Consider the following 21,978-nt stretch of genomic DNA (forward strand, 5'->3'; position numbering starts at 1 on the left):
CCGCATGAGCGACTCCCTTGATCTCAGCCTGGACGGTGTAGAACGCCGCTCGCTGGCTGACTTCACCGAAAATGCCTACCTCAACTACTCCATGTACGTGATCATGGACCGTGCCTTGCCGCATATCGGCGACGGCCTGAAGCCTGTACAGCGCCGCATCATTTATGCGATGAGCGAGTTGGGGCTGGACGCCGATTCCAAGCACAAGAAATCGGCGCGTACCGTCGGTGACGTGCTCGGCAAGTTCCACCCCCACGGCGATTCGGCCTGCTACGAAGCCATGGTGCTGATGGCCCAGCCGTTCAGCTATCGCTACACGCTGGTCGACGGCCAGGGCAACTGGGGTGCGCCGGATGATCCCAAGTCCTTCGCCGCCATGCGTTACACCGAAGCGCGGTTGTCGCGTTATTCCGAAGTGCTGCTCAGCGAATTGGGCCAGGGCACGGCGGACTGGGGGCCAAACTTCGACGGTACTCTCGACGAACCATTGGTGTTGCCGGCACGTTTGCCGAATATCCTGCTCAACGGCACCACCGGTATCGCCGTGGGCATGGCCACCGACGTACCGCCGCACAACCTGCGCGAAGTCGCCACGGCGTGCGTGCGCTTGCTCGATGAGCCAAAAGCCACGGTTGAACAGCTCTGTGAACACATTCAGGGCCCGGATTACCCGACCGAAGCGGAAATCATCACCCCGCGCGCCGATCTGCTGAAAATGTATGAAACCGGCAAGGGCTCGGTGCGCATGCGCGCCGTGTATCACATCGAAGACGGCGACATCATCGTCACCGCGCTGCCGCATCAGGTCTCGGGTGCCAAGGTGCTGGAACAGATCGCCGCAATGATGCAGGCCAAGCCGTCCAAGGCGCCGCAAATTGCCGACCTGCGTGACGAGTCCGACCACGAAAACCCGTGCCGGATCGTGATCATTCCGGGTGCGCGGAAAAACTTCGACCACGATGCGCTGATGCAGCACCTGTTCGCCAGCACCGAGCTGGAGTCGAGCTACCGGGTCAACATCAACATCATCGGCCTGGACGGCAAGCCGCAGCTGAAAAACCTGCGGGCGCTGCTGGTCGAATGGCTGGAGTTCCGGGTGCAGACCGTGCGTCGTCGCCTGCAATTCCGCCTCGATAAAGTCGAGCGTCGCCTGCACCTGTTGGACGGTTTGTTGATCGCCTACCTCAACCTGGATGAAGTGATCCACATCATCCGTACCGAGGAGTACCCACGGGCCAAACTGATCGAGCGTTTCGCCCTGAGCGAAATCCAGGCCGACTACATCCTCGACACCCGTTTGCGTCAGTTGGCGCGACTGGAAGAGATGAAGCTGCGTGCCGAGCAGGATGAACTGCTCAAGGAACAAGCCAAGCTGCAAGCCCTGCTGAGCAGCGAAGCCAAGTTGAAAAAACTGGTGCGCAGCGAACTGATCAAGGACGCTGAAACCTACGGGGATGACCGCCGGTCGCCTATTGTCGAGCGCGCCGAAGCCAAGGCCCTGACCGAGCACGATCTGCTGCCGAACGAGAAAGTGACGGTCGTGCTGTCGGAAAAAGGCTGGATTCGCTCCGCCAAAGGCCACGAAATCGACGCCACTGGGCTTTCCTACAAGGCCGGGGACGGTTTCAGGGCGCTGGCAGCCGGGCGCTCCAACCAGTTTGCCGTGTTCATCGACTCCACCGGCCGCAGTTATTCGGTGGCCGCCCACACCTTGCCGTCGGCCCGTGGCCAGGGCGAGCCGCTGACCGGTCGCCTGACGCCGCCGCCAGGGGCGAGTTTCGAATGCGTGCTGATGCCGGAAGACGATGCGCTGTATGTGATAGCCTCCGACGCCGGCTACGGCTTCGTGGTCAAGGGTGAAGACCTGCAGGCCAAGAACAAGGCGGGCAAGGCCCTGCTGAGCCTACCGAACAACGCCAAAGTCATGCTGCCGCGCCCAGTGGCCGATCGTGAGCAGAACTGGCTGGCGTCGGTGACGACCGAAGGTCGCCTGCTGATCTTCAAAATCAGCGACCTGCCACAATTAGGTAAGGGCAAAGGCAACAAGATCATCGGGATTCCCGGTGAGCGAGTGGCCAGTCGTGAAGAGTATGTGACGGACATCGCCGTATTGCCGGACGGTGCAACACTGGTGTTGCAGGCCGGGAAACGTACCTTGTCACTGAAAGCGGACGACCTCGAACACTACAAGGGTGAACGTGGTCGTCGTGGCAATAAATTGCCGCGTGGTTTCCAGCGGGTAGATGCGCTGCTCGTCGAAAACCTCAATTAGGCGACCTAGGGGGCGTTCTCGACTAGTTTCCCCACCGCGCCGGGTCTGCTGTTGTGCAGGGCAAGGCGCGAGAAGCGAGGTTTGGTCACTCCAAATAAGCTTCGAGCAACACAGCCCTGCACAACAGCAGGCCCGGCCCTTCGGGTTGTGCCTTAAAGCGGGCCAGGCTGCGTTGGAGTCCTTGGAAAGGGAGCAACCATTACCAGCGGCCTCCGCCTTGCCTGGCCCGCTTTAAGGCGACAACGCGGTGGGGAAACTAGGCGAGAACGCCCCCTGGAAGCGCCGAACTACGAATTAACCCGTAGTTCGGCGCTTTGCGCTGGAGTCGGAACGCATATTCACGGATGATATGGCCTTTCAAACGCCGGCATTGCCGCGCGTTCTTCATATTTGTTGAGTATTTTCACTGTGGTCAGCCTTTTAGCGATCACCTGGATGGGACGATGACTGCTCTGCGCCTTCCTTTTATTCTTCTGCTCGCCGGCATTCTTGGCCTGGCGGGTTGCAGCGTTCACCAACCGGTGTCGTTGTATCAGCTGGACGCTGGTAGTCCAGTTCAGCCCGCACAGAACGCGGGCATGGCGGTATTGTTGGGGCCGGTCACCGTGGCCGACTACCTGCAACGCGAAACCCTGTTGCAGCGTCAGCCGGATGGCAGCCTGCAAGCCTCGACCGACGGTCGTTGGGCTGGCAGCCTTTCGTCGGATATCGATCAGTTGCTGCTGCGTCAGGTCGCAGGTCACCTGGACAGCCAGCGCGTAGTGCTGGCCCCGGCGACAGTGGGCTTCACCCCGGACGTTCAGGTGCTGCTGACCATCACACGCCTGGACTCGGGTGAAAAACAACCGGCGATCCTCGACGCGCAATGGCGCCTGATCGACCGTCGCGGGCAGGTTCGCGACAACCGCATCATCCATTTGCAGGAACAGCATGCCGGTAGCACGGCGGCTCAGGTCCAGGCGCAGGGCGTATTGCTGCAACGCCTGGCCGAGCAACTGTCGGTGGCGCTCAAACCGCTGGCCAATCAGCCGCCGATCGCCGACGTCCCGCGCAAGCCGGCAGCCAAGGCGGCAGCACCTGCGGTAGAACAGGAAAAGCAGCCGAAAATACCGATGGCCGCGCCTATTCGTACGGATATGGAAGTGTTCCGCTTCTAAGCCAGGATGGATTTGAAACAAAGCCCGCATTGATGCGGGTTTTGTTGTTTCTGCAGGTTGGAGATATCTGGCGTCAGTTCCGGCCTCTTCGCGGGCAAGCCCGCTCCCACAATTATCTCTGTGAACACAGATCTTGTGTACGACCACGTCCCATGTGGGAGCGGGCTTGCCCGCGAAGGCGTCATGACAGGCAACAAAAAAGCCCGCAGACGATCGCTCATCTGCGGGCTTCACTTGGCCGGGCCTAAGGCTTAAGCGCGACGCTCATGCATCCGCGCCAATTGCCGTTCAAGCATCGATGGATACGGCTCCATCAATCGTTCCACGCAGCATGCACCTTCAGGGCTGGCAATCGGACGGATCCGTGCGCGCTGGCGAATCAAGGCGTCGTCGCTGATCTTGCGCTCCACCAGCAGCAGGTTGCGGCTGTGTTGCGACAAGGCGAGGGCGTCCTGGGCGGGGTCGGTCAGCAGCAGGTCGATCTGGCTCAGGCCGAACAGTTCGTCGCCCAGGGTCAGGCCCAGCTGCAATTGCAGGGTGATGCCGCTGTCCGCGACTTCGATCTGCAACTGGTGGCCCAGGGCCCGCAGCAGCTCGCCACAGCAAATGGCGTTGGTCAGGTAATCGTCACCGCAGTCTTCCGTGTGGAACAGCATCAACGTGCTGCCATCGTTCAAGGTCTCCACTTCGCCTTGATACAGCGACGCGGCCTGGTCGAGGCAATCGCGATAGCGTTCGAGCAGTTCTTCAAGACGCGCCCGCGGCAGGCGTCGCAGTTGTTCCTGGGAGCCCAGTTGCACTGCCAGTACCGCGCTGTGTTGCGGCACGCTCGGCGTGGCCTTGCGAATCACCGGTTGTGGGGTGCTGTCCAGCGACTCGTCGCGCAGATCGGCGAACGGGTCATTATCATCGTCGTCTTCGACGGTGCTGACGATCTGCCGTGGCGCTGGCTTGAGCGCCGCTACCGGGCGGCTCTCGTCGAAACTCGGATCGCGCAGGTTACGGACTTCGAAGGCCGGGTCGGCTTCGTCATCCATGTCGTCGAATTCCGGTTCCGGTTCCGGTTCCGGTTCCGGCACAGGGGCGGGCTCCGGGGCGAAGTTGGCGTGCAGCTGACGCGCCAGGTCGCCGATTTCGTCCTGGCGGTCGGTGGCCGGGGTGTATTCATCGATATTGCGCAGCCACACCCGCAATTGCAGCAGCGGCGTGGAGAGATAACGCCCCATGCGCAGGCTCAGGGCCAAAGACAGGGCCAGCAGGATGGCGCTCAGAATGCCCATGCTTTGCAGGCTGATGGTCATCGGCTGCTGGAACTGGTCCATGTCCAGGCTGATGCGCAATTGCCCGGCAGTCACGTCCTGGAAGGTGATCTTGCTCTGGTACATGCCCTCGGCTTCGCCCAGCAGGCCATGCTTGGGGCGCTGGCCGGATTCGGCAAGGATGCGGTTGTCCGGGCTGTAGATGGCGGCGTGGGCCACCAGCTTGTTCTTGGTCAGGTTATTGAGCAGCACATTGAGGCTGAGGATGTCGTTGGACACCAACAGTTCGGTGGCCGAGGTGGCCGTCTGCGTGGTCAGGCTTTCGCCCAGCGCATCCGCCTGCTCGTGCATGGCCTGCTTGAACTGCAGGCCCATCACACCGGCATAGATGACCAGGGCCAGGGCGACCAGGATCACGTTATGGCTGGCGATGCGCAATGCAATCGGTACACGGCGGTGGCGCAGTGCCCGGAAGATCAGCAGGAAGAAGTTGTCGGTTTTTACTGGCGTGGGCCGGTTCACTTGAGCTCGGCTCTTTTGTCCGTGGAGTTGACGCGCAGTATAGCGACAGGCCCTAGGCCGTCAAAGCGCTCACGGTGCCCGATGGTCACTGAAAGTGGGTAGAATGCGGTTTTTTTCCACCTGCGGGGGTGCGCCTTGCGCGAAATCGTCCTGATAAACATCACGGGAGTCGACCGTCCGGGTCTGACTGCGGCCATTACCGGCGTTCTGGCCCAGGGTGGTGTGAACATTCTCGACATCGGTCAGGCGGTGATCCACGACACCTTGTCGTTTGGCATCCTGGTTGAAATTCCCGACACCGAGCAAGGCAAGTCTGTGCTCAAGGACATCCTGTTCAAGGGTTACGAGCTCGATCAACAGGTCCGTTTCACACCGGTGTCCGAAGTGGATTACCAGCAGTGGGTCGGCAACCAGGGTAAAAAGCGCCACATCGTGACCTTGTTGACCCGCAAGGTGACAGCCGGGCAGTTGCAGGCCGTGAGCTCGATCACCGCCAAATATGGCCTGAACATCGACCACATCGATCGTCTGTCCGGGCGCATGCCGCTGGACACGCCGGCCGACAAGGGCAAGGGTTGCATCGAGTTTTCTGTGCGTGGCGAGGCGGCTGATCCGCAAGCGCTGCGTGCCGAATTCCTCAGCGTTGCCCAGGAACTGAACGTCGACATCGCTTTCCAGGAAGATTCGCTGTTCCGTCGCAACCGTCGCCTGGCGGTGTTCGACATGGATTCAACGCTGATCGAAGCCGAAGTGATCGATGAACTGGCCAAGGCGGCTGGCGTGGGTGACAAGGTGTCGGAAATCACCGAGCGGGCGATGGCCGGTGAACTGGATTTCCGCGCCAGCTTCAAGGAGCGCCTGGCTTTGCTCAAAGGTCTGGACGTCAACGTGCTGGATTCCATCGGCGCCTCGCTGCGCCTGACCGAAGGTGCTGAAACCCTGTTCGCCGAACTCAAGCGCCTGGGCTACAAGACCGCGATTCTGTCGGGCGGCTTCACCTACTTCGCCAAGCAATTGCAGGCCAAGCTGGGTATCGACTACGTGTTTGCCAACGAACTGGAAGTGGTCGACGGCAAAGTCACCGGCGTGGCGGTCGAGCCGATTGTCGATGCGCAGCGCAAGGCGGATTTGCTGAAGGAACTGGCACACAAGGAAGGCTTGCGCCTGGAGCAGACCATTGCGGTCGGTGACGGTGCCAATGACTTGCCGATGCTGGCGATTGCCGGGTTGGGTGTGGCGTTCCGCGCCAAGCCGCTGGTGAAACAGTCGGCCAAGCAGGCGATTTCGACGCTGGGTCTGGATGGCGTGCTGTATCTGCTGGGCTTCCGAGATCGGGACGGCCAGCTGTAACACCGCAAAACTACTGTAGGAGCGAGCTTGCTCGCGATGAACAGCGGGGCGACGCGGGCATTCAGATTGCCCGCGTCATCGTTAACGTCCATCGCGAGCAAGCTCGCTCCTACAGGTATGTGCGTTGATCAGGCTTTTGGTGAGCCCATGCCCTGACCCATCTGCACCGCAGTACCGGCGGTCATTTCTTCAGCCCACTTCACCTGATCCGGCCCGAACAGTACGACGGCGGTCGAACCCAGCTTGAAGCGACCCAGTTCCGCACCTTTTTCCAGGTGGATCGGCGCGCGGGAGGCTTCGTCGTAGCGGAAGGTTTTCAGCTCGCGCTTCGGCGGCGTGACCAGACCGGCCCAGACGGTTTCAATCGATGCAACGATCATTGCACCCACCAGCACCACGGCCATCGGCCCGCGCTCAGTGTCGAAAATGCACGCCACGCGCTCGTTGCGGGCGAACAGTTCCGGAACGTTTTCAGCGGTGGCCTGGTTGACCGAGAACAGACGACCCGGGATGTAGACCATCTCGCGCAGGGTGCCGGCCAACGGCATGTGCACGCGGTGGTAGTCCTTCGGCGACAGGTAGATGGTCGCGAAGTCACCACCCATGAACGGCGCAGCGTTTGCTGCATCGCCACCCAACAGTTCCAGCACGCTGAAGCTGTGGCCTTTGGCCTGGAACACGCGGCCATGCTCGATCGGGCCGAGCTGGCTGATCGCGCCGTCGGCCGGGCTGAGGACCGCGCCCGGGGTCTCGTCCAGCGGACGGGCACCGTCTTTCAGTGCGCGGGTGAAGAACGCGTTGAAGTGCTCGTAGGCGGTCAGGTCTTCGACCAGCGCCAGGGACATGTCCACCTGATAACGCTTGGCGAACCAGGTGGTAAAGGCATTCTTGAACCAGCGCACGCGGCATTCGGCAATGCAGCCGGCCAGTCGCGAGAGCAAGTTGTGGGGCAGCAGGTACTGGCTGATGATAAACAGACGCTTGTTCATTAACGGTCCTTAAAAATCTCAAATCTCTACAGGGGTATCGGGATGGTTGCCCCATTCGCCCCAGGAGCCGGCGTAGCCTTTGACCCGCGGATAACCGAGAGCCTTGGCCACCAGATAGGTAAAGCCAGAACGATGATGGGTCTGGCAGTGGGTAATCACTTCTTTGTCTTTGCTGATCCCGAGTTGTTCGAGGATCTGCGGCATGTCGGTGCGGATGCGCAGCTGGCGCGTCTGATCCATGCCGGCGGTCCATTCGAAATTGACCGCGCCGGGAATGTGCCCGCCCTTGGCTGCCAGGACTTTCTCGCCGGAGTACTCCAGCGGCCCGCGTGCATCCCAGATCGCCAGGTCGGCGGCGCCGAGACGGCTTTGCAAGTATTCGCGAGTGGCGGTGGGTTCGTCGTGCAAGGTCAGTGAAACCGGGCCACCCACGGGTGGCGGGATCTGGATCGACATGGGCGAACCTTCAGCCAGCCAGGCCGGTAGGCCACCGTCGACATAGTGGTACTTGCTGTGGCCGATGACATCCAGCAGCCAGATGAAGCGCCCGGCCCAACCGCCGCCTTCGTCGTCATACACCACGTAGACCGCGTCGGGGTTGTGTCCCAGCTCACCAAACAGCGTTTCGAGTGCTGCCAGCGGGGGCATCAGTCCAGGGGCGGGGGGCTGGCCGAGCTGCGTGCGCTTCGGATCGACAAAGCGCGCGCCGGGAATGTGCCCTTCGGCGTAGCGGGCGGCACTGGTCAAGTCCACCAGAATCAGTTCGCGGGCGTCGAGGCGAGGGAGCAAGTCGCTCGGCTCGATCACCAGCGGCAAGCCAGAGAAGTCAGACATGTGAGGTCTCCAGAGCACAAAAGGGAGGATTGTAACGTAGCTTATTGGCCTCGGTGGCTAAAGCTGTGCAGGGCTTTCTCGATGCACTGCGCGGTTTTGCCGAAGGCCTGTACGGAAATTTCCGAAAACGGCCCGCCGCCTTGATCCGCCACGACGATCATGATCACCCTTCCATTGTTGACTAGCGAACGCAGCAGCAAGTGTTCGCCGCTGAACTGTGAGCGCAGGCTGTTGGGCAGCAGGGCCGAGAATTGCGCGTTGTTGGCTGGCGTCAGGCGCACCTGGGCCTGTTGCGCGAGCAGGCGCTGCAACACGTTGCTCTGGCTGACCACGAAGTTCAGCCCGGCCGCTTCCTTCGGCAGCCCGGCCGTCTGGTGCACGCGCAGGTTGGCGTGGGTACGGTCGGCCATCAGGATCATCACCCGACGCATGCCGCAGGCCACGAGGGCGTCCCGGGCGGCGATGGTCAAGTGCATGGCGTTGGTGAAGCGACTCGGCTCGACCAGCAATTCGGCGCATTGCTTGCGCCACGTTGCCAGCTCTTCGGCGCTCGGTGCCGCCGCCGGCAGCAAGCCTGCGTGGACACGGTTCAAGCCCCACGGCCAGATCAGCGATTCGGCAGGGTGCCAGAGGTCGGGCATGGCGTGATGGCGGGCGCTGTTGGCGGCTTGCTGGTGCAATTGTTGCTGCAGCTCGTCCATCGGCATTTGCAGGTAAAGGCTGGTCAGGTACTGCCAGCGCTCACTGTGCGGGCTGTCCCAGGCGTGTTGTGCCGACAGCGCCAGACCGTTGGCCAGCAGCACCGTATTGGCCGGTTGATTGAGCCAGCGACGCAGGGTCGGATCGTCATCGAGGCGGTTCTGCTGGCGCAGTGGATGCTCGCTGTCACGGGCGATGCGCAGGACTTTCACCAGTTCGCGCTGTTCAGTGAGCAACAGTCGATAGCCCTGCTGCACCCAGATCGGCAAGCGCCAGATCTCCACCAGTGCCTGGCCGATGTCCAGCAGGCGCACACCAAACAGTTGCTGTTCGACTTTGCGTGCCGACTCACCTTTATGGATGACCCGCAGCTCCCAGTCTTCGAGCAGTTTTGGATGGGTCAGCGCCAGCGGCCACAGGGGCGAAAGAAACAGCAGGCTGCCCCAGTGGATGTCCTGCCACAGGCGCGCCAGGCGACTGGCAAAAAAGCCGTTGGCCTGTTGCGTGGCGTGCTGGCTGATCATCTGCAACTGACGCAGGGCTTTGGGAATCTCGGACTGGGGTTCGGCGGGCAGGCGCGCGAGCAGCTCTTCGGTGCGCTTCAGACCGAGGCGGTTGATCGCAATTTCAAGGTTTTCCGCAGGCTCGGTCATGCTGCCATGGGTATGCCGGTTGGCTTCGCGAATCACGCTCAAGGCCAGGGCCGGACTGCCTTGCATCAAGTCGGCGATGTCGCGTAGCGAGCTGCGATTGTCGCCGATGGCCTTGCAGACCCGGTCGTGGCTGGCTTGCGGAACCGGCAGGCGTACGCCATCGAGAAGCTTGACCCAGCCTTCGAGAGTGGTCGGTTTCGGGGTTGTAACGTTCGTTTCGTTAACCATGGTGGGAGGCGATCATCGTCAACATTACCTATGCCCGGATGGGGTCAAATCAGTTTTTCGCCTGAACTGGCTATAGTCTGGCGCAGTTTTGCCGATAAGGAGAAGAAGAGATTTTTTAACTTCCGAATATGACCTTGAACCCGACTCAGTAAGTGCTCTCCTAACCTATGGCTAAAATTATCGGCATCATCGTCGTATTCGCGAGCGTGCTCGGCGGATACGTGCTTTCCCACGGCAAGATTGCCGCCCTGATCCAGCCTTTTGAGGTCATGATCATCGGCGGCGCCGCCCTCGGCGCATTTTTGCAGGCCAACCCCGGCTACATGACGATGCACGTGCTCAAGAAGTCCCTGAGCATGTTTGGTTCGCGTTTCAACCACGGCTTCTATCTGGAAGTGCTGGGCCTGATCTACGAGATCCTCAACAAGAGCCGCCGCGAAGGCATGATGGCCATCGAAGGCGACATCGAAGATGCCGCCGCGAGCCCGATCTTCGCCAAGTACCCGACGGTTCTCAAGGACGAGCGCATGACCGCGTTCATCTGCGATTACCTGCGCATCATGTCCTCCGGCAACATGGCCCCGCACGAGCTGGAAGGCTTGTTCGACATGGAACTGTTCAGCCTTAAGGAAGACCTGGAACACCCATCCCACGCCGTGAACGGCATCGCCGACGCCATGCCCGGTTTCGGTATTGTCGCGGCGGTACTGGGGATCGTGGTGACCATGGCTTCGCTGGGTGAGGGCGATCAGAAGTCCATCGGCCTGCACGTGGGTGCGGCACTGGTGGGTACCTTCTTCGGTATTCTCGCCGCCTACGGCTTCTTCGGCCCGCTGGCCCATTCCCTGGCCCACGATGCCAAGGAAGAGCTGAACGTCTACGAAGCCATCAAGGCCTCGCTGGTAGCTTCGGCTTCCGGCATGCCGCCATCGCTGGCCGTGGAGTTCGGACGCAAGGTGCTGTACCCGGCGCACCGTCCAAGCTTCGCCGAGCTGGAACAAGCGGTTCGCGGTCGATAAGCCATGGAAAATAACCAGCCGATAATCATCAAGCGCGTCAAGCGCATCGCCGGCGGGCACCACGGGGGCGCGTGGAAAATCGCCTTCGCCGACTTCGCCACGGCGATGATGGCGTTCTTTCTGGTGTTGTGGCTGCTGTCCACCGCCACGCCGGAACAGAAGATTGCCATCGCCGGTTACTTCAAGGACCCGATCGGCTTTTCCGAAAGCGGCACGCCGTACATCATCGATCTGGGCGGCACGCCGACCCTGGCGCCGGAAAACACCCTCAACCCCGAGGTGAAGTCCCAGCCACAACCGGACAAGGTCACCATCGATACCGACCAGGTTGAAGGCATGGCCGAGCAGGTCGAGAAAGAACGCCTCGAGCTGTTGCTGCAAGAGCTGCAGAACAAGGTCGAAGAGAACCCGCAGCTGCAGAAGTTCAAGGATCAGATCCTGTTCGAAATCACGCCGGACGGCCTGCGTATCCAGATCATGGACGCGGAAAACCGCCCGATGTTCGACTCGGGTTCAGCCCGTCTGAAGCCGTATTTCGAAGACATCCTGCTGGCCATGGCCGACACCATCAAGGCGGTGCCGAACAAGATCAGCATCAGCGGCCACACCGATGCCAAGCCGTACACCGGCACCGGTGATTTCGGTAACTGGGAGCTTTCGGCCAACCGTGCCAACGCTGCACGGCGTGCGCTGGTGGCGGGCAGTTATCCGGATGCTCAGGTGGCGCGTGTGGTCGGCTATGCCTCGTCGGCGCTGTTCGATCGCGAGCATCCGTTCAACCCGGTGAACCGCCGTATCGACATCGTGGTGCTGACGAAGAAAGCCCAGCGAGCGATCGAAGGTTCGCAAGGGGCGGAGCCTGCTCCTGATGCACCGCAGGGTTCGGCCGCTCCGGGAGCCGTACCGGCTGCGCCAGTCGACCCGAACGCGTTGCCGGCGGACAAGGAACCTCTGCCGGCTCACGAGCTTCGTGAACGTCTGAACCTGTTTGATGGCCCGGCGCCGAAACCGGGTGAGCCAGCCAAACCGGCTGAACCGCCTAAGCAGTGACCGACAAAAAAGCCGACAGCGATGTCGGCTTTTTTGTGTCTATTTCGTGCCTGTGTCTCCGAGTGCTTTGTGTCTGCCTGGTAGCTGTAGGAACGATCTGAAGTTTTTCGCCAAGGTTCTCAGTCGTGCACGAATCTGTCTATAGTTCAGCCGTTGCCGCTCACGCAGTGACCGATCTTAGCCGGTCGAATCAAAGAGGGAATCTCATCCAATTGATTGGAGTTAGACCTATGGCTAAGTACCACCTTCTGCAAGGCAACCTCAGCGTCGGTCCGACGCTGTACATCGATACCGAAGCACGTGCTTCCGATCTTCTTGAAACTGCCGTCCACCGAATCAAAGCTGCACGCAATTTGCTCAACAGCGTCACCTGCCTGTGCGTGAAAGATGCCGAAGGTCATGACCTGGAGCATTTCGCCAACGCCGCACACATATTGATTCAGGATGGCTGCGACGCCTTGGATGCGCTGGGGTGGACGCTGGAAAAGATCGCACGCTGAGAATAAGAAAGCCGCGTTAGTCGTGCAATGCTGCTCACTTAAGAGATAGAGCGAACAATAAACAACCTGTGGCGAGGGAGCTTGTCGGATCGCCGCACCGTCCCGTTGGACTGCGCAGCAGTCCCATTTTTAGGGCCGCTTCGCGCCCCTGCGGGAGCAAGCTCCCTCGCCACGGGTACAGTGTTCGTCCTTTAGTGAACAGCATTACGATAGTCGCGGCTTTTTTATGTGTGCGACACGACTGGAATGAATGCTGCCGATCATTTTCGTGGTGTCACGAAAATGATCGATAGGCCGCAAGGCGAGTACCAAAAGCCGCGACACGATCACGGTTTTTTTGCCTTTACTGCAGTTTCAGAACCCACGAATGATCCGCGTCTTGAGATCGGCGTGAAAGCGATCCGCATTGGATTTGTTGACGCTGCGCGCCGACTCGCTGCCGGTCACTGATTCCAGTGACATCGAGCGCTTGAGTGTCGCTTCGTTGCGATAGGCATCGATAAAGAAGTCGATGTCCCGGTCGCTGATCAGCTTCGGCCATTTATCTAGGTACAACGGCAGCTCTGTCGGGCCGGTCTTGAACGAGCAGATACGCCGATTAGTGATAGTCGCCTCGCCGATTTCGAACGGCACCCACCAGGACAGCGCGGTTTTCTCCGACACCACCGCCAGCAGGTGCGTGCATTCGCTGATGTTGCGGGTGATCACCCCGGTGATGTCATCGGTGGTCTGGGATTCGATATCCAGTACGTCGAGGTAGGTCTTGATATTGGCCTGGATCAGGCGCCCGTTGATTTTGACCGCGTGGGCGCGATCCATGTGGCGGTAGCTGATAAACACTGGCATCAGAAATGTCCCTTGATCGCGAGTTCGCGGTAATAGGCGCCGAGGGCGGTGAGGCGGCAGCCGGTGGCGTGGATGGCGGCGTAGTACATGTGTTCGGCGTCCACCGGTTCGACCAGGCTGTGGCGGTTGCACTTTTGCAGTTGGGCGAAGACTTCGCCGTGTTCCGGGTTGAACTCGGGTTCGGTGGGCTCAAAGCTGGGGGCGAGGGGGTATACCGACTCCGCTTCGGCAAACCATTCGGGGAGTTTGCGCAGGATTTCCTTGGGGATCAGCGGCGACACTTCGCGCAGGGAAATGAACTGCGAGACGTTGGTCTTGAACACCGGACGCTGTTCCCAGGCGTCGAGGGCATTGTCGACAAACGAATAAAGGCTGCCGGGAGTGATCTTGCCCAGGATGTTCGCTGCACCACCGTGCAGGGCCTGGAGCAGCAATCCGGTGAACACGCCGTGCTGCACGCCCTCCATCGCCGGCTCTTCCTTTTTGCAGGCGGTCAGGATGGTCATGCCGTCGCCGACCACGCTGCCTTCACTGCGCAAGGCGCGCAGTTCGCCGGCCGAGCCGCTCTGGCAACAATCGAGAATGATCACTTTGTTTTTGATCTTGGTGGCTTTGCTCGCCCAGTTGAAAATGTCACTGAGGCGAATCCCGTCCTTGGCGCTCTTGTAATCCTGCGGGATCAACATGCCTTCGTCGGTGTCGGTATCGAAGCTGCCGTGGCCGGCGAAATACAGCAGCGCGACATTGCAGTCCCCGGAAAACAGCTCGCGGATCTGGTCTTCGAGTTTTTCCCGGCTCAGGTAGTCCTCGGCAGAGGTCAGTACGATGTTCTTGAAGTTCGGATCGCCATTGGCGTCAGTCTTCAGCACGGAGGCCATGGCCATGGCGTCATTGCTGCAACCGCTCAGGCGCGATACATGGGTGTAGTCGTTGATGCCGATAAACAGTCCCTTGCGCATGGTTACACCGCCGTATGCTGGCGAATCGCATCGATGATGCTGTTGGTGTTCCATGCACATTCGGCATGTGCCGCGTCACGTACCGCCGTGGAAATGCGCTCGGCACCGAACGGCTTGATCGCAATGATCACCTTGCCCATGCGCTGGGCGATCTCGATTTCCTTGTTGATCCACTTGCTGTAGGTGGAGTACATCCCGGCCATGATCAATACCGCCGAACACGGGCGGATCTTGTTTTCGATGGCCTCCTCAAGTTGTTTGTCGGTTTTCGCGCCGACAATCGGGTTGTCCGGTGGCACCGAAAAATTCTTGTAGGTGAAACCGGGCTTGGCATTGAGCAGGCGCACGAGATTGTCGTGGGCGTCGGGGTAGTTCCACGAATGGCTGATGAACAGATGGTAGGTTTGCATGGGTGTCCCTCGGTGTCGCTGGAGTGCGAAGAGGGTTTGAACTTAGGCGATTACAGGGCGGCCACAAGGTGTCGGCGCGTAAAGAGAAATCTCCTACAAGCGAGCGTGCGCACGCCTTACAGAAAAGTCTGATATTTAAGCGGGGAAAGATCCAGCCGCCGGCCGCTCCGCTGAAAGCAGGGCGGTCGGCACGTCTGTTTAGTAGCCGTTTTCCGGCAGGCTGGCGATGATCGAGCGGTAACTGTTCATCCGTTGCTGCTGCACGCGGCCGTCTTCAAGGGCCTTGAGCAGGGCGCAGCCGGGTTCGCGGTCATGCTTGCAGTCACGGAAGCGGCAGGTGCCGAGCAGATCGTTGAACTCGATGAAGCCGGCTTCGACGTCGGCACGGCTTACATGGCCCAGGCCGAATTCACGGATACCCGGGGAGTCGATCAACTCACCGCCGCCGGGGAAGTGGAACAACCGCGCGGTAGTGGTGGTATGGGTGCCCTGGCCGGATAGCTCGGACAGCGGGCCGACGCGGGTTTCGACATCCGGCAGCAGGCTGTTGACCAGCGACGACTTGCCGACACCGGACTGGCCGACGAACACGCTGATGCGTCCGTCCAGTTGCGTCTGCAATTGCTCCATGCCACTGCCGTGGTGCGCCGACACTTCCAGCACCGGATAACCGAGGGTGCGGTATACGGCGAGCAAGGCATTCAGCGCAGGGGCGTTGTTTTCGTCGATCAGGTCGAATTTGTTCAGCAGCAACAGCGGCTTGATGCCCGCATGCTCGGCCGCCACCAGATAGCGGTCGATCAGGTTGGCGTGGGGTTCGGGCAGCGGTGCAAACACGATGACGATCATGTCGACGTTGGCCGCCACAGGCTTGAGCTGACCACGGCTGTCCGGGCGGCACAGCTCGGTGTTGCGCGGCAGTTGCGCCACGATCACGCCGATACCCTGGTTGCCGGCACGCCAGACCACCTGATCGCCGGTCACCAGCGCCGGCAGGTTGGCGCGCAGGTGGCAACGGAACACCTGGCCGGCCAGTTCGCCGTCGCGGGCCTCGACCTCGACCTGCACGCCGAAGTGCGCGATCACCAGACCGTGCTGTTCCGGGCCCAGATCGCCGCCCTCAAGCGCCTCGACAGCCGAGGACTCGCGTTTGGCGGCGCGGGCAGCGCGTTCGCCCTGAATCTTTTCGATGCGCCAGTTTTGACGACGATTGAGTTGGCGTTTGGCCATGGGTGTTCCGTATAAAGAATGCAGCGATTAGGTAAAACGGCCGCGAGTTTAGCACGCCCGGCTACCGGCCTAGGCTAAACTGCGCAGCATTGCCTAGGAGCCGACACATGCAAAATCCGCAGAACCTGATCTGGATCGACCTGGAAATGACCGGTCTGAACCCGGACACCGACGTCATCATCGAAATGGCCACCATCGTCACCGACAGTGACCTGAATACCCTGGCCGAAGGCCCGGTGATCGCCATTCACCACAGCGACGAAATCCTCGCCGGCATGGACGAGTGGAACACCCGTCAGCACGGCGGTTCCGGGCTGACCCAGCGGGTTCGCGACAGCCGCATCAGCATGGCCGAAGCCGAAGCCGAAACCATCGCCTTCCTGGAAAAGTGGGTGCCGAAGGGCAAGTCGCCGATTTGCGGCAACAGCATCTGCCAGGACCGTCGCTTCCTTTATACCCACATGAAATCTTTGGAAAGCTATTTCCACTACCGCAACCTCGACGTGTCCACGCTCAAAGAGCTGGCTGCGCGCTGGGCACCGGATGTGCGTGACAGCTTCAAGAAGGGCAGCACGCATCTAGCCCTGGACGACATCCGCGAATCCATCGCCGAGTTGCAGCACTACCGCAAGCATTTCATCAAGGCTTGAAGATGCCCGGCGAGGGCTTCTGTGGCGAGGGGGCTTGCCCCCGTTGGGGCGCGCAGCGGCCCTAAACCAGCCAGCGTGTTCTATCAGGCAAGCCGCGCGCGCTGGTTTACGACTGCTTCGCAGCCGGACGGGAGCAAGCTCCCTCGCCACAGGGTGTGTCTGCCCTCTTTTGGTGCTCCAGCGAAGTCAGTAGACTGCGCGCCTTTTCTGCAAGGACCGCCCCATGCTGCTGATGCTCTACCTGATCGCCATCACCACCGAAGCCATGACCGGTGCCCTGTCTGCCGGCCGTCGTGGCATGGACTGGTTCGGTGTGGTGTTGATTGCTTGTGTCACGGCGTTGGGTGGCGGTTCGGTACGCGACGTGTTGCTTGGGCACTACCCGCTAACCTGGGTCAAACACCCGGAATACCTGGTGCTGACGTCTGTCGCCGCGATGATTACGGTGTTCACGGCGCGCTGGATGCGCCATTTGCGTTCACTGTTCCTGGTGCTTGATGCCATGGGGCTCGTGGCATTTACCCTGATCGGCTGCATCACCGCCCTGGAAATGGGCCATGGCATGTTGGTGGCATCGGTCAGTGGTGTGATCACCGGCGTCTTCGGCGGCATCCTGCGGGACATCTTCTGCAACGATATTCCGCTGATCTTCCGGCGTGAGCTCTATGCCAGCGTCTCGTTTGCGGCAGCGTGGTGCTACATGCTCTGCATCTATCTGCAATTACCCGATGAACAATCGATTCTGATCACTTTGTTCGGCGGTTTTCTGCTGCGCTTGCTGGCGATCCGTTTTCAATGGGAAATGCCCAAGTTCGTCTACAACGACGAAGCCTGACGTTCGGCGTGTTGCCGCAACGCCCATTCGACATGCTCACGCACCAGTTCTGAAGGATGCTGCCGTCGCGCCTTCAGCGCTTCCAGCACCGGAATCGTTGAGGGCGCATTACCCAAGCCCACCGCCAGGTTGCGCAACCAGTTTTCGTAACCGGTCCGGCGCAGCGGCGAGCCTTCGGTGCTGCTCAGAAATTTTTCTTCATCCCACATGAACAGTTCCGCCAGCCCGGCATTGTCCAGATTGTGCCGCGGCTTGAAGTCGCTTTCACCGGACGGGCGGGCGAAGCGGTTCCACGGGCAGACGATCTGGCAGTCATCACAGCCGAACACCCGATTGCCGATCAGCGGCCGCAAATCTTCAGGGATGGCGCCTTTGAGTTCGATGGTCAGGTAGGAAATGCAGCGTCGGGCATCCAGCACATAGGGGCCGACGAAGGCATTGGTCGGGCAAATGTCGAGGCAGGCGCTGCACCGCCCGCAGTGTTCGGTGGCGTGGGGCGGGTCGACCGGCAGCGGCAAGTCGACGAACAGTTCGGCGAGGAAGAAATAACTGCCGGCCTTGCGATTCAAGACCAGGGTATTTTTGCCGATCCATCCAAGACCCGCCTGTTCGGCGATGGCTTTTTCCAGCACCGGGGCACTGTCGACAAAAGCGCGGAAGCCGAACGGGCCGATCTCGGCCTGAATTTTTTCCGCCAGTTGTTGCACGCGTTTGCGGATCAGCTTGTGGTAATCGCGACCCAGGGCATAACGGGAGACGTAGGCTTTTTCCGGTTGGGCCAACACTTTCGCCATTTGGGTGTCGCCGGCCAGGTAGTCCATGCGTAGCGAAACCACGCGCAACGTACCCGGCACCAGCTCTTCGGGGTGCGAGCGCTTGCTGCCGTGGGCGCCCATGTAGTCCATTTCGCCGTGGTAGCCGGCTTCGAGCCAGCGTTCCAGGTGCTGCTCATGCTCGGCCAGGTCGAGGCCGCTGATGCCGACTTGTTGAAAGCCCAGCTCGCGGCCCCAGTCCTTGATGGATTGGGCGAGGGCAGGCAGGTCTGTGGTAATAGCGGGCATGAGGCGAGAGAAACCGGAGCTGAGGTGCGTATAATTCTGCCAGACATCGGAGCCCGAAGACGCATGCCGCACACTAAAGATGAATTACCCGACGCGCTGTATAGCGCCGCCCAGGTGCGAGCACTCGACGCGAGCCTGATCGCCGCCGGCACAGCGGGCTTCGAATTGATGCAGCGCGCGGCGCGGGCGACGTGGCGGGCGTTGGTGCGGCAGTGGCCGACAGCGAACGAACTGAGCGTGCTGGCCGGACATGGCAATAACGCTGGGGACGGGTATCTGGTGGCCGTATTGGCCCAACGTGCCGGTTGGTCGGTGCGGGTGCTGGCTGTGGGGGATCCGCAGCGCTTGCAGGGTGATGCGGCGTTGGCCCATGCCGAGGCGGTGTCCGAAAACGTGCTCATCGAGCCCTGGACGGCACAATCCGGATTGCGCGGCATTGTGCTGGATGCTTTGCTTGGCACCGGACTGAGCGGCGATGTGCGTGAGCCGTATGCCAGCGCCATCGCCGCGATCAATGCCTGCGGACTGCCGGTTGCGGCGGTGGATATTCCGTCAGGGTTGTGCGCTGATACGGGCCGCATCCTTGGTCATGCCGTGCATGCTGACCTGACGGTCACGTTCATTGGCTTGAAGGTGGGGTTGTTCACCGGTGATGCGGCGGATGTGGTCGGCGAACTGGTGTTCAATGACTTGCACGCCGATTCGCAGTTGATTGGTGGCGCGGCGTTCACCGCTCGTCGTCTGACGGCCGCTAACCTTCCGCGTCCAGCGCCCCGGACCCCGACCTCCCATAAAGGCCGATTCGGCCATGTGCTGCTGATCGGTGGTGATCGCGGGTTGGGTGGCGCGATCCTGCTGAGCGCGCAAAGTGCGCTGCGTAGCGGGGCAGGCATGGTGTCGGTGGCGACTCGCAGCGAACACGTGTCCGCCGCGCTGGCGCGGATCCCCGAGGCGATGGTGCTGGGCACTTCGTCGGCCAATCAGCTGATGGTTTTGCTGCAAAAAGTTTCCGTGTTGGTTGTCGGTCCGGGGCTGGGGCAGGCTGGCTGGGGGCGCAGCTTGTTGTCGGCCGCTGCCAATGCACCGCTGCCGCAAGTCTGGGACGCTGATGCGCTGAACATGTTGGCCGAGGAGCGTGTGAGTTTGCCCGGCAATTGCGTGATCACTCCGCATCCGGGCGAAGCGGCGCGTTTGCTAGGGGTGAGCACTGCCGACGTTCAGTCTGACCGTCCCGCCGCAGCCCATGCCTTGAGCAAAAAATATACAGCTGTCGTCGTCCTGAAAGGTGCCGGCAGCCTGATCGCCCATCCTGATGGGCGTCTGGCGCTGTGTCATCAGGGGCACCCGGCCATGGCCACCGCTGGTTTGGGCGATGTACTGGCCGGTCTGGTCGGCGCATTGCTGGCCCAGGGCATGGAGCCATTCGACGCAACATGCCTGGCGGTCTGGCTGCACGCCAATGCCGGCGGGCAACAAGGAAAATTCGGCCGTGGGCTGGCGGCCAGTGATTTGATTCCAGCCATTCGTCAGTTGTTGGAGGAGCAAGCACCGTGTCTGAAGTAACCCTGTACCTGGCCGATGAGCAGGCCATGAGCGACTTTGGCGCACGCGTTGCCCGAATCACCCAAGGCCATGGCCTGATCTTCCTTGAGGGCAACCTGGGGATGGGCAAAACCACGTTGTCCCGAGGCATCATCCGCGGCTTTGGGCATGTCGGGGCAGTCAAAAGCCCGACCTTCACCTTGGTTGAGCCTTACGAGATTGGCGACATTCGCGCCTTCCATTTCGATTTGTACCGTCTGGTCGATCCGGAGGAACTGGAGTTCCTCGGTATCCGTGACTACTTCGAAGACGATGCCCTGTGTCTGATCGAATGGCCCGATAAAGGTGCAGGCTTTTTGCCAAAGCCTGACCTGACCATTACCATTAGCCCGCAAGACAGCGGGCGTTCGCTGAAAATTTTATCCCAGGGCTCGCGTGGCGAGGCCTGGTGTGCCGCTTTGGCATTGGAATCCAAATAGATGATGGGGTTAGGTATGCGCTTTCGCGCGTTGGTGGCTGCCGTAGGGGTGTTGTTTTTGGCGGTGACCGTCGACGCTGTGGCCGATTCGAAGGTCAACAGTGTTCGTCTGTGGCGTGCACCGGACAACACACGACTGGTGTTTGACCTGACCGGCCCGGTGCAACACAGCGTCTTTACCCTGACGGCTCCGGACCGCCTGGTCATCGACATCAATGGCGCGACCCTCGGTGCGCCGCTCAACGTCAACACCTCGAACACCCCGATTACCGCCATGCGCTCGGCCCAGCGTACACCGACCGACCTGCGGGTGGTCATCGACCTGAAAAAGGCCGTGACGCCGAAAAGCTTCTCCCTGGCGCCGAACGCCCAGTACGGCAACCGGTTGGTGGTCGATCTGTTCGATAACGCCGCAGATGCTGCGCCTCCTCCAGCGCTGACACCGTCGGTCGCCACGGTGCCCGCCGTGCCGGTAACGCCTGCGGAACCGGCGATCAAGTTGCCACCGGCTCCGGCCGGCAAGCGCGACATCATTGTGGTGATCGACGCCGGTCACGGCGGCGAAGACCCGGGGGCCTCGGGCTCCCGTGGTCAACGTGAAAAAGACGTGGTACTGGCCATCGCCCGTGAACTGCAACGGCAGGTCAACGGCATGAAAGGCTTCCGCGCCGAACTGACCCGTACCGGCGACTACTTCATTCCGTTACGCGGCCGTACTGAAATTGCCCGCAAGAAAGGCGCCGACCTGTTCGTCTCGATCCACGCCGACGCCGCGCCTTCTGCCGCCGCTTTCGGTGCCTCGGTGTTTGCCCTGTCCGATCGCGGCGCGACTTCCGAGACCGCCCGCTGGCTGGCCGACAGCGAAAACCGTTCCGACTTGATCGGTGGTGCCGGCAACGTCAGCCTCGATGACAAGGACCGCATGCTCGCCGGCGTACTGCTTGACCTGTCGATGACGGCATCCCTGACGTCCAGCCTGAACGTTGGTCAGAAGGTGCTGAGCAACATCGGCCGGGTGACACCGCTGCACAAGCAACGGGTCGAACAGGCCGGGTTCATGGTGCTGAAGTCGCCGGACATTCCGTCGATCCTGGTGGAAACCGGGTTTATCTCCAACGCCGACGAAGCCTCGAAGCTTGCCGCGTCGAGCCACCAGCAGGCGCTGGCGCGCTCTATCAGCAGCGGCGTGCGCCAGTTCTTCCAGCAGAACCCGCCACCGGGCACTTACATTGCCTGGCTGCGTGATTCCGGCAAGATTGTGCAGGGGCCGCGTGATCACCGCGTCAACCCGGGCGAAACCCTTGCGATGATCGCCGTGCGCTATCAGGTATCGCCTGCGACCCTGCGCAGCGCCAACAACCTGTCGAGCGATGAGCTCAAGATCGGTCAGCACCTGACCATTCCGGGCACTGAACTGGCGGCCAAAGAATGAATC

At 61.0% G+C, this 21,978-nt stretch carries 20 protein-coding genes; 11 read left to right on the forward strand and 9 right to left on the reverse strand.

The features are described 5' to 3' along the window. The first annotated feature begins 4 nt into the window (after window positions 1–4). Window positions 5–2,272, forward strand: a complete 2,268-nt coding sequence (parC, locus tag AC1DVE_RS06825; RefSeq protein WP_223461523.1) for a DNA topoisomerase IV subunit A — start codon at window positions 5–7, stop codon at window positions 2,270–2,272. Window positions 2,273–2,715: 443 nt separating this feature from the next. Beyond that, window positions 2,716–3,429: a PqiC family protein gene (locus AC1DVE_RS06830; RefSeq protein ID WP_223461525.1), complete on the forward strand. Its 714-nt coding sequence runs from the start codon at window positions 2,716–2,718 to the stop codon at window positions 3,427–3,429. Window positions 3,430–3,680: 251 nt separating this feature from the next. On the opposite strand, the gene AC1DVE_RS06835 is transcribed toward AC1DVE_RS06830, so the two are convergent. After that, window positions 3,681–5,210 carry an AhpA/YtjB family protein gene (locus AC1DVE_RS06835; protein ID WP_223532246.1) on the reverse strand — a complete coding sequence of 510 codons (1,530 nt, stop codon included), beginning with the start codon at window positions 5,208–5,210 and terminating at the stop codon, window positions 3,681–3,683. 135 nt (window positions 5,211–5,345) lie between these two features. Here AC1DVE_RS06835 and serB point away from each other — a divergent pair, with 135 nt between their 5' ends. After that, a complete protein-coding gene (gene serB / locus AC1DVE_RS06840; protein WP_046039796.1) occupies window positions 5,346–6,560 on the forward strand; it encodes a phosphoserine phosphatase SerB in 1,215 nt (404 codons plus the stop codon). 128 nt (window positions 6,561–6,688) lie between these two features. On the opposite strand, the gene asd is transcribed toward serB, so the two are convergent. The 3 genes from asd to AC1DVE_RS06855 are packed head-to-tail and all read right to left on the reverse strand — an operon-like array spanning window position 6,689 to window position 9,963. Next, entirely contained in the window at window positions 6,689–7,549 is an 861-nt protein-coding gene (gene asd / locus AC1DVE_RS06845; protein WP_477783854.1) for an archaetidylserine decarboxylase, read from the reverse strand. An 18-nt stretch (window positions 7,550–7,567) separates the two neighbouring features. Then, entirely contained in the window at window positions 7,568–8,383 is an 816-nt protein-coding gene (gene rhdA, locus AC1DVE_RS06850; RefSeq protein ID WP_223461531.1) for a thiosulfate sulfurtransferase, read from the reverse strand. A gap of 41 nt (window positions 8,384–8,424) precedes the next feature. Next, entirely contained in the window at window positions 8,425–9,963 is a 1,539-nt protein-coding gene (locus AC1DVE_RS06855) for an HDOD domain-containing protein (protein WP_223461533.1), read from the reverse strand. Window positions 9,964–10,130: 167 nt separating this feature from the next. Between AC1DVE_RS06855 and motA the strand changes: the two genes are divergently transcribed. The 3 genes from motA (at window position 10,131) to AC1DVE_RS06870 (ending at window position 12,532) form a co-directional block, all read left to right on the forward strand. Then, a complete protein-coding gene (motA, locus tag AC1DVE_RS06860) occupies window positions 10,131–10,982 on the forward strand; it encodes a flagellar motor stator protein MotA (protein WP_150754807.1) in 852 nt (283 codons plus the stop codon). A gap of 3 nt (window positions 10,983–10,985) precedes the next feature. Continuing rightward, window positions 10,986–12,032 (forward strand): flagellar motor protein MotB, encoded by a 1,047-nt coding sequence (gene motB, locus AC1DVE_RS06865; protein ID WP_223461535.1) that lies wholly within the window; start codon window positions 10,986–10,988, stop codon window positions 12,030–12,032. A 230-nt stretch (window positions 12,033–12,262) separates the two neighbouring features. Beyond that, complete coding sequence (locus AC1DVE_RS06870; protein ID WP_223461537.1) at window positions 12,263–12,532, forward strand: hypothetical protein; 270 nt, start codon at window positions 12,263–12,265, stop codon at window positions 12,530–12,532. Between the two features lie 354 nt (window positions 12,533–12,886). Here the strand turns inward: AC1DVE_RS06870 and AC1DVE_RS06875 are convergent, their stop codons facing one another. The 4 genes from AC1DVE_RS06875 to rsgA all read right to left on the reverse strand — a co-directional run bounded on the left by AC1DVE_RS06875 (window position 12,887) and on the right by rsgA (window position 15,977). Next, a complete protein-coding gene (locus tag AC1DVE_RS06875) occupies window positions 12,887–13,378 on the reverse strand; it encodes a toll/interleukin-1 receptor domain-containing protein (protein WP_223461539.1) in 492 nt (163 codons plus the stop codon). Further along, the gene (locus tag AC1DVE_RS06880) at window positions 13,378–14,337 is read right to left on the reverse strand and encodes a caspase family protein (protein WP_223532238.1); all 960 of its coding nucleotides are present in this window, start codon (window positions 14,335–14,337) and stop codon (window positions 13,378–13,380) included. The genes AC1DVE_RS06875 and AC1DVE_RS06880 overlap by 1 nt, the downstream gene beginning before the upstream one ends. Window positions 14,338–14,339: 2 nt before the next feature. Further along, window positions 14,340–14,747, reverse strand: coding sequence for a TIR domain-containing protein (locus AC1DVE_RS06885; RefSeq protein ID WP_223532236.1), 408 nt, complete (start codon window positions 14,745–14,747; stop codon window positions 14,340–14,342). A gap of 198 nt (window positions 14,748–14,945) precedes the next feature. Next, window positions 14,946–15,977: a small ribosomal subunit biogenesis GTPase RsgA gene (gene rsgA / locus AC1DVE_RS06890; protein WP_477783855.1), complete on the reverse strand. Its 1,032-nt coding sequence runs from the start codon at window positions 15,975–15,977 to the stop codon at window positions 14,946–14,948. 107 nt (window positions 15,978–16,084) lie between these two features. On the opposite strand from rsgA, the gene orn reads away from it, so the two are divergent. Then, window positions 16,085–16,627, forward strand: a complete 543-nt coding sequence (orn, locus tag AC1DVE_RS06895; RefSeq protein WP_007983969.1) for an oligoribonuclease — start codon at window positions 16,085–16,087, stop codon at window positions 16,625–16,627. A 223-nt stretch (window positions 16,628–16,850) separates the two neighbouring features. Continuing rightward, on the forward strand, window positions 16,851–17,462 hold the full coding sequence (locus tag AC1DVE_RS06900; RefSeq protein ID WP_223461544.1) for a trimeric intracellular cation channel family protein: 612 nt from the start codon (window positions 16,851–16,853) through the stop codon (window positions 17,460–17,462). Here the strand turns inward: AC1DVE_RS06900 and queG are convergent. After that, window positions 17,444–18,523: a tRNA epoxyqueuosine(34) reductase QueG gene (gene queG, locus AC1DVE_RS06905; RefSeq protein ID WP_223461546.1), complete on the reverse strand. Its 1,080-nt coding sequence runs from the start codon at window positions 18,521–18,523 to the stop codon at window positions 17,444–17,446. The genes AC1DVE_RS06900 and queG overlap by 19 nt on opposite strands. A gap of 63 nt (window positions 18,524–18,586) precedes the next feature. Here queG and AC1DVE_RS06910 point away from each other — a divergent pair, with 63 nt between their 5' ends. Genes AC1DVE_RS06910 through AC1DVE_RS06920 form a run of 3 tightly spaced genes read left to right on the forward strand, consistent with a single transcriptional unit; the run spans window position 18,587 to window position 21,975 of the window. Then, complete coding sequence (locus AC1DVE_RS06910; RefSeq protein ID WP_223461549.1) at window positions 18,587–20,086, forward strand: NAD(P)H-hydrate dehydratase; 1,500 nt, start codon at window positions 18,587–18,589, stop codon at window positions 20,084–20,086. Further along, a complete protein-coding gene (gene tsaE, locus AC1DVE_RS06915) occupies window positions 20,074–20,544 on the forward strand; it encodes a tRNA (adenosine(37)-N6)-threonylcarbamoyltransferase complex ATPase subunit type 1 TsaE (RefSeq protein WP_223461550.1) in 471 nt (156 codons plus the stop codon). Before AC1DVE_RS06910 ends, tsaE begins: the two co-directional genes overlap by 13 nt. Then, a complete protein-coding gene (locus AC1DVE_RS06920; protein WP_317848705.1) occupies window positions 20,545–21,975 on the forward strand; it encodes an N-acetylmuramoyl-L-alanine amidase in 1,431 nt (476 codons plus the stop codon). The last annotated feature ends 3 nt before the right edge of the window (window positions 21,976–21,978 follow it).

Source organism: Pseudomonas sp. P4_B4, assembly GCF_056402255.1.